Annotated in this window: 15 protein-coding genes, 1 pseudogene and 1 other annotated feature; of the genes and pseudogenes, 9 read left to right on the top strand and 7 right to left on the bottom strand. The window is 64.3% G+C overall.

What is annotated here, in order from left to right; all coding sequences use genetic code 11:
* Positions 1 to 655 precede the first annotated feature (655 nt).
* The 6 genes from AN401_RS14575 to AN401_RS14550 all read left to right on the top strand — a co-directional run bounded on the left by AN401_RS14575 (position 656) and on the right by AN401_RS14550 (position 5828).
* Entirely contained in the window at positions 656 to 1636 is a 981-nt protein-coding gene (locus AN401_RS14575) for a Bug family tripartite tricarboxylate transporter substrate binding protein (protein WP_094039300.1), read from the top strand.
* Between the two features lie 102 nt (positions 1637 to 1738).
* Positions 1739 to 2188, top strand: a complete 450-nt coding sequence (locus tag AN401_RS14570) for a tripartite tricarboxylate transporter TctB family protein (protein ID WP_094039301.1) — start codon at positions 1739 to 1741, stop codon at positions 2186 to 2188.
* A gap of 87 nt (positions 2189 to 2275) precedes the next feature.
* A complete protein-coding gene (locus tag AN401_RS14565) occupies positions 2276 to 3796 on the top strand; it encodes a tripartite tricarboxylate transporter permease (RefSeq protein WP_094039302.1) in 1521 nt (506 codons plus the stop codon).
* A gap of 132 nt (positions 3797 to 3928) precedes the next feature.
* The gene (locus tag AN401_RS14560) at positions 3929 to 4765 is read left to right on the top strand and encodes a hypothetical protein (protein WP_094039303.1); all 837 of its coding nucleotides are present in this window, start codon (positions 3929 to 3931) and stop codon (positions 4763 to 4765) included.
* A 165-nt stretch (positions 4766 to 4930) separates the two neighbouring features.
* Positions 4931 to 5530, top strand: a complete 600-nt coding sequence (locus tag AN401_RS14555) for a YitT family protein (protein ID WP_094039304.1) — start codon at positions 4931 to 4933, stop codon at positions 5528 to 5530.
* A 49-nt stretch (positions 5531 to 5579) separates the two neighbouring features.
* Positions 5580 to 5828 (top strand): hypothetical protein, encoded by a 249-nt coding sequence (locus tag AN401_RS14550; protein ID WP_094039331.1) that lies wholly within the window; start codon positions 5580 to 5582, stop codon positions 5826 to 5828.
* 15 nt (positions 5829 to 5843) lie between these two features.
* On the opposite strand, the gene AN401_RS14545 is transcribed toward AN401_RS14550, so the two are convergent.
* From AN401_RS14545 to AN401_RS14535, 3 genes are read right to left on the bottom strand one after another with little or no spacing between them, the layout of a single operon-like run.
* Entirely contained in the window at positions 5844 to 6269 is a 426-nt protein-coding gene (locus tag AN401_RS14545) for an ExbD/TolR family protein (protein WP_094039305.1), read from the bottom strand.
* A complete protein-coding gene (locus AN401_RS14540; protein ID WP_094039306.1) occupies positions 6266 to 6886 on the bottom strand; it encodes a MotA/TolQ/ExbB proton channel family protein in 621 nt (206 codons plus the stop codon). Before AN401_RS14540 ends, AN401_RS14545 begins: the two co-directional genes overlap by 4 nt.
* Positions 6887 to 6891: 5 nt before the next feature.
* Entirely contained in the window at positions 6892 to 7536 is a 645-nt protein-coding gene (locus AN401_RS14535; protein ID WP_198401740.1) for an energy transducer TonB, read from the bottom strand.
* 272 nt (positions 7537 to 7808) lie between these two features.
* On the opposite strand from AN401_RS14535, the gene AN401_RS14530 reads away from it, so the two are divergent.
* Positions 7809 to 8249, top strand: coding sequence for a CBS domain-containing protein (locus tag AN401_RS14530; protein WP_094039307.1), 441 nt, complete (start codon positions 7809 to 7811; stop codon positions 8247 to 8249).
* A gap of 65 nt (positions 8250 to 8314) precedes the next feature.
* Here the strand turns inward: AN401_RS14530 and AN401_RS14525 are convergent, their stop codons facing one another.
* Positions 8315 to 8908: a DUF502 domain-containing protein gene (locus AN401_RS14525; protein ID WP_096779742.1), complete on the bottom strand. Its 594-nt coding sequence runs from the start codon at positions 8906 to 8908 to the stop codon at positions 8315 to 8317.
* 95 nt (positions 8909 to 9003) lie between these two features.
* Positions 9004 to 9297 (bottom strand): hypothetical protein, encoded by a 294-nt coding sequence (locus AN401_RS14520; RefSeq protein ID WP_094039309.1) that lies wholly within the window; start codon positions 9295 to 9297, stop codon positions 9004 to 9006.
* A 240-nt stretch (positions 9298 to 9537) separates the two neighbouring features.
* Here AN401_RS14520 and AN401_RS14515 point away from each other — a divergent pair, with 240 nt between their 5' ends.
* A complete protein-coding gene (locus AN401_RS14515; RefSeq protein WP_094039310.1) occupies positions 9538 to 10608 on the top strand; it encodes a 3-deoxy-7-phosphoheptulonate synthase in 1071 nt (356 codons plus the stop codon).
* A gap of 126 nt (positions 10609 to 10734) precedes the next feature.
* Positions 10735 to 11865 (top strand): bifunctional chorismate mutase/prephenate dehydrogenase, encoded by a 1131-nt coding sequence (tyrA, locus tag AN401_RS14510; RefSeq protein WP_094039311.1) that lies wholly within the window; start codon positions 10735 to 10737, stop codon positions 11863 to 11865.
* Positions 11866 to 12721: 856 nt separating this feature from the next.
* Here tyrA and AN401_RS20175 read toward each other — a convergent pair.
* Together AN401_RS20175 and hpf are read right to left on the bottom strand one after the other, a co-directional pair.
* A pseudogene (locus tag AN401_RS20175) lies at positions 12722 to 13870 on the bottom strand (chorismate mutase); the annotation flags it as partial.
* Between the two features lie 32 nt (positions 13871 to 13902).
* Positions 13903 to 14024 (bottom strand) — a sequence feature (Phe leader region).
* A gap of 143 nt (positions 14025 to 14167) precedes the next feature.
* Positions 14168 to 14494: a ribosome hibernation-promoting factor, HPF/YfiA family gene (gene hpf / locus AN401_RS14500; protein ID WP_096779741.1), complete on the bottom strand. Its 327-nt coding sequence runs from the start codon at positions 14492 to 14494 to the stop codon at positions 14168 to 14170.
* Between the last annotated feature and the right edge of the window lie 276 nt (positions 14495 to 14770).

Below are 14770 nucleotides of genomic sequence, written 5' to 3'. Positions count from 1 at the left end.
GAGAGGACGGCCGCCTGCTGGCTCAGCCATCCGACGACACTAGAGCACCGCTCAGTTTAAAACTTAGGCAGTGGTGATTCTTGGGGCGCGGGCGGCCCGCCCGCATAAGGATGGCACCGAGGCGGGCGAAGGCACAGGACAACCCGTGATGCCTGTTCTGCCTCAAGCCTCTTTAAAGCTGTGGTGTGGTAGGCCAGTCCGAGGGTTCCCGCTGCGCGGGAAAGCAGGCGGGCCGCCTGCGCTCCACCGGCAAGGCGCATATCTGCCAACGGCGGTGTTTTGCTGCCGGGGAGAAAGCGGAGCCAGGAGCGCCCTTTGTTTCACCGGAGCGTAACGGCCAGGCTTTGCAACCTTCATAAACAGGTGCCTGGGCACGCTGCGGCCCCGTCGTGCCCGCCGTTCTGGTGTTGCCGGCCGGCTTGCTTTTTACCGCTTGCGCGGTGGCTGTCGGCCCTGCCGGCAGGGGTCGGGATCCGGCCGGAGGGGTGTTAAAAAATTGTTTCAATTTTGGTTTGACAGGGGGAAACAAAGCGTTTTAGAGTTCGCATTGTCACATAAGAAACATTGTTTTGTATGTAAAACATTATGCCGGGGGCCGTTGGCACCCGGTGTCCTCGGATTCAACGGCACTTTTCAGGGTGCCAAGGAGAGCAAAATGGAATTGACTCGCAGACGCTTTATCGGCGCGGCCATGGCCGCCGCCGCCCTGCTGGCCGGAGGCGTGCAGGCCGACGGTTATCCCAGCAAGCCGGTGTCCATCGTGGTGTCCTACCCGCCCGGGGGCGACGTGGACGCCATCGCCCGGCTGTTCGCCGACAAGCTCACCAGCCGCCTGGGGCAGCCGGTGATCGTGGAGAACCGCCCCGGGGCGGCGGGCACCATCGGCAACAGCTATGTCAGCCGGGCCAAGGCCGACGGCCACACCCTGCTGTTCACCCCCAACACCTTCACCACGGCGCCGCTGGTGATGGCCCTGCCCAAGGAATCCCGCTACGACGTGCTCAACGGTTTCGAGCCGGTGATCCTGGCCAGCAAGCAGTCGGTGCTGCTGGTGGCCAACCCCAAGTCCGGCATCAGCAGCGTGGCCGACCTGGTCAGCCAGTCCCGCGACGGCAAGCGCCTCAACTACGCCAGCCCCGGTGCCGGCTCGCCCATGCACATCGCCGCCGAGTGGCTCAACAGCGCCGCCGACATCAAGGTGCTGCACATCCCCTACCGGGGCATCGGGCCCATCATCCCGGATCTGCTCGCCGGCCATGTGGACCTGGGTTACGTGGTCTACGGCCCCGTGGCCCAACTGATCGAGTCGGGCCAACTGGTGCCGGTGGCGGTGACCGATCCGGAACGCTCGCCGGTGCTGCCGGAGCTGGCCACCGTGGCCGAACAGGGCTACGACCAGGTGCGGCTCGGCGCCTGGCACGGGCTGATGGCGCCGAAGGGCACACCCGACGAGGTGGTGCGCCTGCTCAACCAGCACCTGAACGAGATACTGCAGCTGCCCGAGGTGGCGGAGCAGCTGGCGAGCTTCGGCGCCGTGCCGGTGGGCGGCGAGCCCGAGGCCCTGGGCGCCATCAACGCGGACGATCATGCCCGGCTGTCGGCCCTGATCGAGCAGCTCGACATCCGGGGCAGTTGAGTCCGGCCGACGGGGCCTGGGCCCCGCCGCCGGCGAGAGAGGAGTTCCCTGGCGGGGATAAATCCCGCCAGGGGATGGCGAAACAAGGAGGAGGGTTTTGCCATGTTGAAGCGAGACATCAAAGGCATTCTCGGGGGGGCCGGCCTTGCCGCCGTCGGTCTCTTCGCCGCCTGGTACGGCCAGGTGAATTATGAGTTCGGCGGTGTTCACAACATGGGGCCCGGCTTCCTGCCGGTGATCCTGGGCGGCGTGCTGGCGCTGCTGGGCGCCCTTATCGCCATACCGGCCTGGTTCCGTGCCGGCGCGCCGGTAAGCACCGAGTGGGGCAGCGCCGGTTTCGTCATCCTCAGCATAGCGGTGTTCGGCGGCCTGCTGGCCCTGGCCGGCCTGGTGGTGGCCACCCTGGTCGCGGTGTTGCTGGCCCTGGTGCCCGACCGCAAGCTGGGCTGGGGCACCAAGTGCAAGGTGGCGCTGGGGATCGCCCTTATCACCTATTCGATCTTCTCCCTGGGGCTGGGCATGGCGATCAAGACCTGGCCCTGGAGCGGCTGAGGTCCGCGAGGCTTACCGTCGTGGCCGCCACCTGCCTGGGCAGGTGCGCCGGCCGGTTCGAAACCTGAGGATAAACCGGAACAGACAATGGGTATTTTTGACGGACTATGGCTGGGGCTGCAGGCCGCTATCCAGCCGACCATGCTGCTGTATTGCTTCATCGGCGTGTTTCTGGGCACCCTGGTCGGGGTCTTGCCCGGGGTGGGCGCCATGGCGGCGATCTCGCTGCTGCTGCCCATCACCTACTACATTCCTTCCACCGCCGCCATCGCCATGCTGGCCGGGGTGTTCTACGGCTCCCAGTACGGCGGCTCCATCGCCTCCATACTGCTCAACCTGCCGGGCACCCCCTCGTCGGCGGTGACCAGCCTGGATGGCTACCCCCTGGCGAAACAGGGCAAGGCGGGGGTGGCGCTCTTCACCGCCATGACCGGCTCCTTCGTGGGCTCCATGCTGGGCCTGCTGTTGCTGATCGGCTTCGGCTCCGCCCTGTCCCGGGCCGGGCTGGCCTTCGGCCCGGCGGAGTACTTTGCGCTGATGCTGCTGGGGCTGATCGCCGCCTCGGCGGTGGGCTCCGGCTCGCCGGCCAAGAGCCTGGCCATGGTGGTGCTGGGGCTGCTGCTGGGGGTGGTGGGCACCGACGTGAACACCGGCCTGCCGCGCTTCACCTTCGGGGTGCCGGAGCTGATGGACGGCATCAACCTGGTCGCCCTGGCCATGGGGCTGTTCGGCATCTCCGAGGTGATCACCAGCATCAGGGCGGGGGGCGCGGGCAGCGTCAACGCCCGCTTCAGCCTGCGTTCCATGCTGCCCGGGCGGGACGAGGCCCGGCGTTCGGTATGCCCCATGCTGCGCGGCACCGCCATCGGCAGCTTCTTCGGCGCCATGCCGGGCACCGGGGCGGCCATCGCCTCCTTTATTGCCTACGCGGTGGAGAAGAAGGTGTCCCGGGAGCCGGAGCGTTTCGGCAAGGGTGCGCTGGAGGGCGTGGCCGGGCCCGAGGCGGCCAACAACGCCGGCGCCATGACCGCCTTTATTCCCACCCTGACCCTGGGCATTCCCGGCGACGTGGTGATGGCGCTGATGCTGGGCGCCATGATGATCCACGGCATCCAGCCCGGGCCGCTGATGGTGTCGGAAAACCCGGCCATGTTCTGGGGGCTGATCGTCAGCTTCGGCCTCGGCAACCTGATGCTGCTGGTGCTGAACCTGCCGCTGATCGGCATCTGGGTGTCGCTGGTCAGGATCCCCTTCAGCATGCTCTACCCGGCGATCCTGGTGTTCATCTGCCTCGGGGTCTACAGCGTCAACAACAATGTGTTCGACATCTACGTGGTGGCCCTGGTGGGGGCGGCCGGCTACCTGCTGGCCAAGCTGGGTTTCAACCCGGCGCCCCTGCTGCTCGGCTTCGTGCTGGGGCCCATGCTGGAGGAAAACCTGCGCCGGGCCCTGCTGTTGTCCCGCGGCGATCCCATGACCTTCGTCGAGCGGCCGCTGAGCGCCGGGCTCTTGTTCCTCTGCGTCGCCCTGCTGTCCTGGGCGGCCTGGGGCGCGCTGCGCAAGCTCATCCGCGAGCCCAAGCCGCTGGCCGACCCACAGGTTTCCTAACCCCTGGCATCCCTATCCATCCCCGGGCCCCGTCGGCCCGGGCGGGCGGCCTTTGTCCCGCACAGGGCGCCGCCGGTTTTTTTCAGGAGTATTCCGGCCATCCGGGCCGGTATTTAACGGAGTAAGTAACAGATGAAATTGCACAAACTGGCCACCGCCGTCACCACCGTTCTCGCCCTGTCCGCCCCCTTGCAGGCGGCCACCTGGTCCGACACCTTCGTCGGCTACCGCTACGGTTCGGATTTTACCGAGCCGAACAACCCCGAGAAGGTGAGCAAGAACATAGTGCAGCTGACCCACGCCAGCGGTTATTCCCTGGGCCAGAACTACTTCAACCTGGACGTGCTCAAGTCCGGCAGCGAGGATCCGGCCAGCGGCAGCAGCGACGGCGCCACCGAGTTCTACCTGGCCTATCGCCACCAGCTGCACCTGGGCAAGCTGTTCGACACCGATCTCGGCTTCGGCCCGGTGAAGGATGTGGCGCTGACCGCCGGCTTCGATCTCAACACCAAGAACTCCGCCTTCGCGCCGCGCAAGCGCTTCCTGGCGGTGGGGCCGACCCTGAAGTTCGACGTGCCCGGTTTTCTCGACCTGAGCCTGTTCTATGCCTACGAGAGCAACCACTGCGGCCTGGCGTTCTGCACCCACAAGGATCTGAGCTTCGATCCCTACTACCAGATCAACCTGGCCTGGGGTCTGCCGTTCGAGGCCGCCGGCCTGCCGCTGAAGTTCCAGGGTTTCACCAACTACAACGGCGCCAAGGGCAAGGACTATTTCAACAACGAGACCAAGCCCGAGCATCTGCTGCGCACCTCGCTGATGCTGGATGTAGGCCAGTTGGCCTTCAACAAGAAGAACACCTTCTGGGTCGGGGTGGGCTACGAGTACTGGCGCAACAAGTACGGCAACCACGGCAAACCGGGAGTCGATACCGACGCCCCCACCCTGAACATGGAATGGCATTTCTGAGCCGGCTGACCTTGCCGGGGGAGACCCCTGCACTGTCATGAAATCGTGACAACGGCCGTCATGAAAGCGTGACGGCCGGGGGGGCGGCCGCAGGGGGCGGCTCTCTTGGCGGCCGCCCCCTGCGGCCTTAGGATCTCGCCCCCTTGTGTTGCAGCCGTCGCCCCTATGAACAGCCGCCATCCCCTGTCCGAAGACATCATCGCCCTCCTGTCCGGTACCCTGCTGGTGGCCCTGGGGGTGTTCCTGCTCAAGCAGGCCGGCCTGCTTACCGGCGGCACCGCCGGCATCGCCCTGCTGCTCGCCCATTTCAGCGGCACCGGCTTCGGGGTCTGGTTCTTCCTGATCAATTTACCCTTCTATGCGCTGGCCTGGCTGCGGATGGGGCCGGCCTTTACCTTCAAGACCTTTGTCAGCGTGTCGCTGGTGTCCCTGTTCAGCGAGCAGCTTCCCCATTTCCTGGCGGTGGCCTCGGTGTCGCCGCCCTTCGCCGCCCTGATGGGCGGCCTGCTGATCGGGGTGGGCATGCTGATCCTGTTCCGCCACCAGGCCAGCCTGGGCGGCATCGGCATACTGGCGCTCTACCTGCAGGGCCGCTTCGGCATCAGTGCCGGCAAGCTGCAGATGGCGGTGGATTCCCTCATCGTGCTGGTGTCCTTCACCGTGGTGCCGCCCTGGCTGTTGCTGCTGTCGGTGCTGGGGGCCGTGCTGCTCAACCAGGTGCTGGCCTTCAACCACAAGCCGGGGCGCTACAGCGCCCCGGCCTGAGGCAGCCCCCGCCGCTATACTTGTAATGACCGGCGGGGAGGGGAACATCATGACCACAAGCGAACTGCGCGAGCTGTATCAGGCGGGAAAACTGCGCTCGGCCCGGGTGTGCCACGACACCCTGAGCATGGGCTGGCTGGTGACCTTTTACGACGACGAGGGCAACCAGTTCGAACTGACCGACACCCTGGGCTGCCGGGTCAGTTACGAGAGCCCCAAGGCTGCGGAAGACAAGGTGCACCAGGTGGCGGATTGCCCGACCCGGGTCGACAGCCTGTACCGTTTCTTCGAAGTCTGAGCCGGAGAGCCCGGCTCAGCGTCCTTCTTCCATCAGGATCTGGGTGGCCTGGATCTCGTGTTCCTGCAGGAAGGCGAGCAACTTCATCATGTTGTCCACCGTCACCTCCCGGTCGGAGGCCAGCACCAGCTCGGCTTCCTTGAGTGCGGGCAGGCGCTCGAGCAGCACCGGCTTGAAGCTTTCCCAGTCGGCGTATTTCTCCCCCTGCAGGGCCCAGGCGGGATCCCCGGCCAGCAGGTTGATGGTCATGGCCTTGTTGTCCTGCACGCTGTTCAGCGCCTCGCTGTCGGTCTTGGGCAGATCCACCTCCAGCGATTGCAGCGGGATATTGGCGGTGAGCATCAAAAACACCAGCACGATAAAGATGATGTCGAGCAGGGGGGTGATGTCGGGAGTGAGCGCCCGCCAGCCGGACTGGGCGGGCTCGGGGCGGCCTATCATGCCTTGCCTCCCAGCGCCACGCCTTCCAGGTAGAGGTTGCACTGGTTCAGCTCATGGGTGAGCTTGTCGAGCAGGCGGTCGGCCCAGAGCCCGAACAGCTGGGCGCCGGCGATGGCCGGCAGGGCGATCAGCAGACCGGCGGCGGTGGTGCTCATGGCCAGCCCCAGGCCGTCCGCCAGCAGCGACGGGGTCACCGGATCCTGGCTCTGGCTGATGCTCCTGAACATCTCGATAAGTCCCAGCACGGTGCCAAGCAGGCCCAGCAGCGGGCTGATGACGCCCACCAGGGTGAGCACCCGCAAACCGGCGTGCAGCCGGCGGCGCTGCTGCTGCAACCAGACCGAGGCCAGATCCTCGCGGGTGGACTTGTCGCATTGCCGGTGCCGGACCAGCAGGGAGCAGCCCTGCAGGGTCAGCGACCTGGCATGGCTCATTTCCGCGTCCGGATAGGCGTGGCCCTGGCGGCGCAGGCGGCGCTTTTCCTGCTCGCCGCGCAGGCTGGTCCACAGCAAAGTCAGGCCGCGCTCCAGCCAGAGCGCCAGGGTGAGCACCGAGCAGAGGATCAGGGGCCAGCTCATCGGGCCCAGTTGTTGATGCAGTTGGTTCAGAAACGACATGTGTTTTAGTCCAGTTTGAAACGAACGGGGATCTGTACGCGGTGCGCCAGGGCGCGGCCGTTTTCTACATAGGCGGAGAAATGCCATTTGGCGATGGCGGTCAGCGCCGTCTGATCCAGCACCTTGACGCCGGACGACCTGGCCAGCAATCGCTTGGTCTGCCGGCCGTTTTCATCCAGCCAGACCTCGACTACCACAGTGCCTTCGAGTCCCCGGCGACGGGCCTGGGACGGATAGGGGATGGGCGCCGGCCGGGTCTTGAAACTGGGGGTGTCAATCCGCTTGGGCGCGCTGCTCTGGGTCACCTGGGGCTGCGGCTTGGGATCGACCTTGGCGGTTGGCTCGGACACGGGCTCAGGTGCCGGTTTGGGCTCGGGCTTGGGCACCGGCTTGGGCTCGGGTTTGGGCACCGGCTTGGGCTCGGGCTTGGGCACCGGTTTGGGCTTGGGCTCCGGCTTGGGTTCGGGCTCCGGCAGCGGCGGTGTCGGTTCGGGCCTGGCCACGGCAGGCAACATCTGCACGCTGATCGGGCCCGGGTTGCTGTCGGGCGCCAGGGTTATTTCCAGCTCCTGGCGCTCCATGGCCTGAACCATCAGCCCGTGCAGGATAACGGAAGCCAGTGCGAACAGGGTGTAGCGACGAAAACTCAAGGTAAATCCCCGGATCCAGATAGCGATGACATACTGGGGCAATAGAATACGTATTTTAAAAAGGATGTCTATTGTTATGGCTAATGATAACCACTTTCATTTGTTTTGGCGGCACTTGTCCCGCTGCGCAACAGGCCTGACCACAAGCCAGGGAAGTGACTGAATTTCCCGGGCTTTTTTGTTTTTTTGTTTGCAAGAGCGGGGCCGCTGTGTCACAACATGGTGCATACTATGATGAGCCCCAACGCGAACAAACGAAAAGGAAGACCCTCATGGCTGTAGAACATGTCGGCGATATCATGGCCCGCCAGTTGTTGACCCTGAGCCAGGATGCCACCCTGAAGGACGCCCACGATCTGATGCGGGAGAAAAGCATCCGCCATATTCCGGTGGTGGACAAGGACAGCGGCAAGCTGCTCGGGGTGTTGACCCAGAAGCGGATGATCGCCACCGTCATGAGCCTGCTGGCGGATTACGGCGTCAGCGCCCTGGAGCGGCGCGAGCGCCAGGTCCGGGTGATGGACATCATCGACTCGGACTTCGAGAGCGTTGACGCCAAGGCTCCGCTGACCGAGGTGGTGCCCTTTTTCCTTAGCAACAAGCACGGTTGCCTGACGGTGGTGGACCAGGACGGCCGGCTGGAGGGCATGGTCACCTCCTCCGACTTTGTGCGACTGTGCGCCGAGCTGCTGAAGGAAAGGTCTAAAGCCTGAAGCCTGATGCCGGAAGCCAGAAGCTGGGGGCCGGAAGCAAAAGCAGGGCGTTTCCGGCCTCCAGCCTATGGCTTTCCGGTCACGCCGCCGCTGACGATAAAGGTGGTGACGGTGCCGGCGGGGATGTCCAGCGGCCGTACCTTGTCCTTGTCGACGATCAGCACATTGCCGGCGAAGTTGTAGGACTGGGGCAGGTAGACGGCGACCTTGTCCTTGAGTCCGAATTCCTCCATTTCCTCCCGGGTGATAAAGCCCAGCACCATCACTTCTCCACTCATCAGGCTGACCGCCACCGGCTTGTCGAAGCGTTTGTTGTCGCCGAGCAGGGCATTGAACAGATCCCGCAGGGAATTGTAGAGCATCTTCACCAGGGGAATGCGGGTGAGGACGGCGTCGAACAGGTTGAGGAAGAAGCGACCGAGGTAGAAGGAGGCGAACATGCCGGTGAGGATGATCAGCGCCAGGGTCACCAGGCCGCCGGCCAGATCCGACACCCAGCCCGCCTCCAGCGCCGGGAACACCAGTTGCAGCAGCGAACCCAGGGCCGAAAACAGGGTTTCGTTGAGCATGGTGAAGATCAGGTACACCAGGTAGACGGTCAGCACGAAGGGCAGCAGGATCAGCAGGCCCTGGAAGAAAAAGCGGATGAGTCGTTGCATGTCCGGGTTCCTTGAAAGGGGAAGGAGCATGATGGCAGAACTTTGGCCGAATGCCAGCCCGGCCGGGCCTGGCAGAGTCAGGACGGGTCGTGGGGCTAGTGCCGGCCTGCCAGGCCGCGCAGGACGTTCAGCCAGCGGGCGTACCAGGGCGGGCTGAACCGCCGGCTCTGCTCGGCGGCGAACAGCGCCTTCTGCAGCAGCAGGGAGCTGGGCCTGTGACCGTAGTGGGCGTGCCAGCTGCGAGCCACTTCATCCAGGATCAGCCGGCACTGGTGATCGTAGAGGGTATCGTTGTTGTAGGAAGGCGGGCTCCGGCGATAATCCACCCCGTAGTGATCCAGGATGCGGCGAAAGCTGGCCACCAGTTGCCGGTATTCGTGTTGGTTCATGCGCGCTCCTCTGTTGCTTCAAGTATACGCCGCCAGCCGTGCCATTCTGGCTCTTTTCTGCCCATTCGCCGCCATCAGGGTAAAATAACCGGTTTTTCACCGACATCAGGCTTTGCAAGGCCGCCCGGCCTTGGTATGGTGGGGGCGGTTGCGTAAAAGAGAAATCACTGTATGTCAAATAACGAGTGATTTTTCTTTAAGTTTGGTTGTAAAGATTTGTTTACATGTGAGGATGTCATCATGCAGAAAGACACACTGAATAATATCCATATCCAATCCGAACAGGTGATGATCACCCCGGCGGAGCTCAAGGCCAAGCTGCCCATCTCCGAGCAGGCGCTGGCCTTCATCGGCCAGGCCCGGCAGACCATCTCCGATATTATTCATCGCAAGGATCACCGTCTGCTGGTGATCTGCGGTCCCTGCTCCATCCACGATATCGACGCAGCCAAAGAGTACGCAACCCGCCTCAAAAAACTGCATGATGACTACCGTGATAGCCTCTATATCGTGATGCGCGTCTATTTCGAGAAGCCGCGCACCACCGTCGGTTGGAAAGGCTTTATCAACGATCCTCACCTGGACGGCAGCTTCGACATCGAACTGGGCCTGCACAAGGCGCGTGAGCTGCTGTGCTGGCTGGCCGAGCTGGAGCTGCCCTTGGCCACCGAAGCACTGGATCCCATCAGTCCCCAGTACCTGGCGGAGCTGTTTTCCTGGTCCGCCATCGGCGCCCGCACCACCGAGTCCCAGACCCACAGGGAGATGGCTTCGGGGCTGTCCATGCCGGTCGGCTTCAAGAACGGCACCGACGGCAACCTGGGCACCGCCATCAACGCCATGAAGGCGGCGGCCGAGCCCCATGCCTTCATGGGCATCAACCAGGAAGGGCAGGTGGCCCTGCTGGTGACCCAGGGCAACCCGGACGGCCACGTGATACTGCGCGGCGGCAAGCAGCCCAACTACGACTCGGTCAATATCGCCCTGGCGGAAAAGGCGATGACGGCGGCGGGCCTGGCGCCCAAGCTGGTGGTGGACTGCAGCCACGGCAACTCCAACAAGGACTACAGCCTGCAGCCGCTGGTGGCGGAGAACGTGGTGCACCAGATCCAGGAAGGCAACCAGTCCATCATCGGCATCATGCTGGAGTCGCACCTTGCCGAGGGTAACCAGTCCAGCGAGCAGCCCAAGGGCGACATGCGCTACGGGGTGTCGATCACCGACGCCTGCATTGGCTGGGACACCACCGCCGAGCTGCTGGCCAAGTGCCGCGAGCAACTGGCCGCGCCGCTCAAGGCCCGCCTCGGCTGAGCCGCCGGCTCGCCTCCTTGAACCTGAGCCCGTGCCGGCGGATGACTGTCGCCGGCGGCCAATAGCGGGCATAATAGAGCACCGTGTCCGGGAAGGGCCGGTGCTTTTGTAATTGGGATGAAGCCAATGGTAGATGAATTGCAGGTCCTGCGGGATCAGATTGACGAGGTCGACCAGCAGTTGGTCGAACTGTTTGCCCGCCGGTTGAAACTGGTGGCGGGCGTGGGTGAAGTAAAAAGCCGCCAGGGCGTGCCCATCTATGCGCCCGACCGGGAAGCCGCCATGCTGGCCCGGCGCCGTGCCGAGGCCGAGGCGAAAGGCGTACCGCCAGACCTGATTGAAGATGTGCTGCGCCGCGCCATGCGCGAGTCCTACGCCAGCGAGAAGGATACCGGCTTCAAATGCATCAAGCCGGAGCTGTCCAAGGCGGTGGTGATCGGCGGCGCCGGCCAGCTCGGCGGTCTGTTCGCCCACCTGCTGCGCTTGTCCGGCTACCCGGTCGAGATCCTGGAAAAGGATGACTGGGACGGGGCCGACGCCCTGTTGGGCGACGCGGGCCTGGTGGTGATTGCCGTGCCCATCGACCAGACGGTGGCGGTGATCGAGCGGCTGCCGGTGCTGCCCGCCGACTGCCTGCTGGTGGACCTGACCAGCGTCAAGAGCGAGCCGCTGGCGGCCATGCTCAAGGCCCACACCGGCCCGGTGCTGGGGCTGCACCCCATGTTCGGCCCCGACGTGTCCAGCCTGGCCAAGCAGGTGATCATCTACAGCGACGGCCGCGGCGCCGGTCAGTACGAATGGCTGCTGGCCCAGATGCGGATCTGGGGCGCCCGGCTGCAGGCGGTGTCGGCGCAAGAACACGACCAGGCCATGAGCCTGGTGCAGGCCCTGCGCCACTTCACCAGCTTCGCCTACGGTGCCCACCTGTGCGCCGAGCAGGCGGATCTGGCCCAGCTGCTGCGCCTGAGCTCGCCCATATACCGGCTGGAGCTGGCCATGGTGGGCCGGTTGTTCGCCCAGGATCCGGCGCTGTACGCGGACATCATTTTGTCCTCGCCCCGCAACCTGGAGATGATAAGACGCTACCACCGCCGCTTCGGTGAGTTGCTGGATCAGCTGGAAAATGGCGGACGTGAGGCTTTTATCGAGCAGTTCGCCACCGTTAGCGCCTTCTTCGGCGACTATGCCGACATCTTCCTCAAGGAAAGCCGACTGCTGCTGGCCCAGGCCAACGACAGCCGCCACCACCAGGACTGACGCGACCCAAAAAGGCCTGGGTCTCCCGGGCCTTTGGCCGACTTATTCGGTCATTACAACGCCTTTGTCATCAAACTGAAAAGGCCCGGTTTCCCGGGCCTTTTTACTGTCCGCGTTATCCCCGGTACAGCCGGTGGGCGAGGGGGGCGAGGGCATCTGCCTGCTGGCCGTCGGCCAGTTCGACGCAGAAGCCCTGCAGGCCCGCTTCCTTCAGGGCGTGGGCGAGCCCGGGCGCCAGCGCATCGTTGCCGTCGAGCCGGCCGAGCAGGGGCAGGTGGGTCTGCTGCTGCAGGGCCAGCAGTCCGGCCAGGGGCAGCCCCCGCTCGTCGAGCAGGGCCAGTTGCTGGTTGCCTTCGCTCAGGATGAGCTCGGCGTCCGCCAGCGAGGCGGCGGCGTCCTGCTGCAGGGGCAGCAGCAGGGGGCGGGTACAGCGGCCGGCGGCGATCAGCAGTTCGCTCCGCAGGGCCTGCTCCGGCTGCAGCAGCAGCAGGTCGAGGTATTCCGCCGCCCGGTTGAGTTCTTCCGCCTTGCTCACCCTGGTCATGGCCGCCAGATCGAAGCGGGCCGCCACCTCGCGCAACCGCTGCAGGTGCTGCAGCCCCTGCTGGATATCGCCGTTGTCGAAGCAGGGCACGGCCAGCACCTGGCCGCCGCTTTCCTTCAGCTTGCGGGCGGCTTCCTGCAACTGCTGATCCCCGGGCCAGGCGGGCAGCATGGCGATCAGCAGGGGCTCATCGGTGCCCAGGTAGAAGCGGCCCACCTGCAGGCGGGTGTCGTCGTGCTTGTAGGCTCGGCTGTGGCGGGGCTGCTTGTCCTCGGCCGGCGCCGCGGCCTGGCCCTGGCTGAGGGCGCCGGAGGGGATCCGGGTCGGCGCCACTTCGGCGCTGGGATAGCAGCCCAGCACCTTGATAAAGCGGGTGATGCGGCCCAGCTCCTTCAGCGCCGACTGCATCTCGGGACTGTTGACGTTGGCGGCGACGTCCACGTAGAACATCTCTTCCCAGGGATTGCCGATGATGGGGCGGGATTCCAGCTTGGTCATGGTGATGTCGTGGCTGCGCAGCACCAGCAGGGCCTCCACCAGGGCGCCGCTCTGCTGGCCGGTGGACATGATGAAGCTGGTCTTGGCCGGGATTTGCTCGGCCACGTCGATGGGCTTGCGCGCCACCACGATAAAGCGGGTCATGTTCTGCTTCTGGTTGGCCAGGCCGCGCACCAGCGGCTTGAGACCGTGCAGCTCGCCGCCGTCGGCGCTGCCCATGGCGCCCACGTCCGGGCGCTTGAGGCCGGCCACCAGCTCCATGGCGTTGGAGGAGGCGGCGCAGAACTCCACCTTGACCCCGGGCAGCGTCTTCAGGTACTGGGAGCACTGCTGGTACACCTGGGGGTGGGTGTAGAGGGTCTTCAACTGGCTGACGTCGGTGTCCACCGCCACCAGCAGGCAGTGCTCTATGGGCTGGGTCAGCTCGCCGACGATGGACAGGCTGGTGTGCTGCATCAGATCGAAGACGTCGTTGATGGAGCCGGAGCTGGTGTTCTCGATGGGCAGTATGCCGTACTGGGCCTGGCCCGATTCCACGGTGTCGAGGATCTGCTGGAAGGTCTCGCAGCTGTGCTCGATGATGCCGGCCTGGAAGCGGGACAGGTACTTGCGGGCCGCCAGGTTGGAGTAGGAGCCGCGCAGGCCGAGGAAGGCGACGCTGATGGACGGCACCTGGTCCTGGGGGTTGAGCAGATCCTGCAGCAGCGCCTGCTGGGACAGCACCGAGTCTTCGATGATGGTGTGGTAGAGGCGGGTAACATAGTGGGCGTCCAGGCCGAGCTGCCGGCCCTGGTTGACAAGCTCCACCAGCAGCGCCTGCTCCCGCTCCTGGTCCCGTATCGGCCTGGGGTTTTCCAGCTTGGCGCGGGCCACCTCCAGGCTCAGGGCCTTGCGCCTGGCCAGCAGGGTCAGCAGCTCGCTGTCCAGGCGGGTGATGTGGGTTCTGATCTCGTCCAGATTCATGAGTAGGGCTTCCTTCGTCGCCAGTCCGGCTGAATAAAAAAGCCTCCCGGTGGGAGGCTTGGCGGTTCGTCTTTCGCTTGTTTCTTGCTTGCGCCAATGCCTCCCGTGTCAGGATGCAAAAAAGAAGTGAAAGAAAAACAGGGATACGGGCATCTTAGGGTCGCAACGGCCATGGGTAACCCCCATAGGAATACTGAAAAGCGCCGGCGCTGGCAAGCCCTTTGCCGGATTTTTTGGCCTTCGATCCGGTAAAAGCACAAAAACGGCCTTGCGGCCGTTTTTGTGCGGATGAGGGGATTATTCGTCTTCTTCGATTATCGGTTGGGTCACGTTGGCCCGCTGGGCCAGGGGTTTTTCCGCGTAGCGGCCGAGCTGGCGTTCCAGCTTCTGCCCCAGTTCGTTGATGGCGGCGTAGAGATCTTCATGTTCCGCCTGGGCAAAGAGGGTGTCGTTAGGCACTCCCGCCTTGGCTTCCACCAGGTAATTCAGGCCTTCTTTCTGAATCACCACATGGGGGTTGATAAGCACGATTTGGCGCCGGTTGAGTTTGTCGAAACGACTTTCGATCCGTTCACGAATGGCGGGAGAAATGTCGACGACATGGCTGGTAATCGCAATAGACATAGGGACCCCCTTGCTGTTTCTTCGTTTGTGTTCGACTTCAGGTTACCCGGGCGGGGAATTAATTTTGTGATTGAAATCAAGTTTTTGTCGGCCGATACCGGGCTGCGGCAATATTTGTGAGCCAGCCGCGGCTCCGGCCAAAAAGCCCTTGTCAGCTGGGTGCGAAACAGGACAGACTCGAACGGATAAACTCTCCGTCCACTCCTGCCGGTCGTCCGCTGACGAGTCACCGCCGCCGCTGTCTCAGGATCGGGGAGAATTTGCCGTGCCCCATTG

The sequence above is a fragment of the Zobellella denitrificans genome (genome assembly GCF_002407485.1).
Lineage (GTDB): Bacteria > Pseudomonadota > Gammaproteobacteria > Enterobacterales > Aeromonadaceae > Oceanimonas > Oceanimonas denitrificans.
Note: the sequence above shows the minus strand (reverse complement) of the source record. Positions and strands in the feature narration are given on the sequence as shown.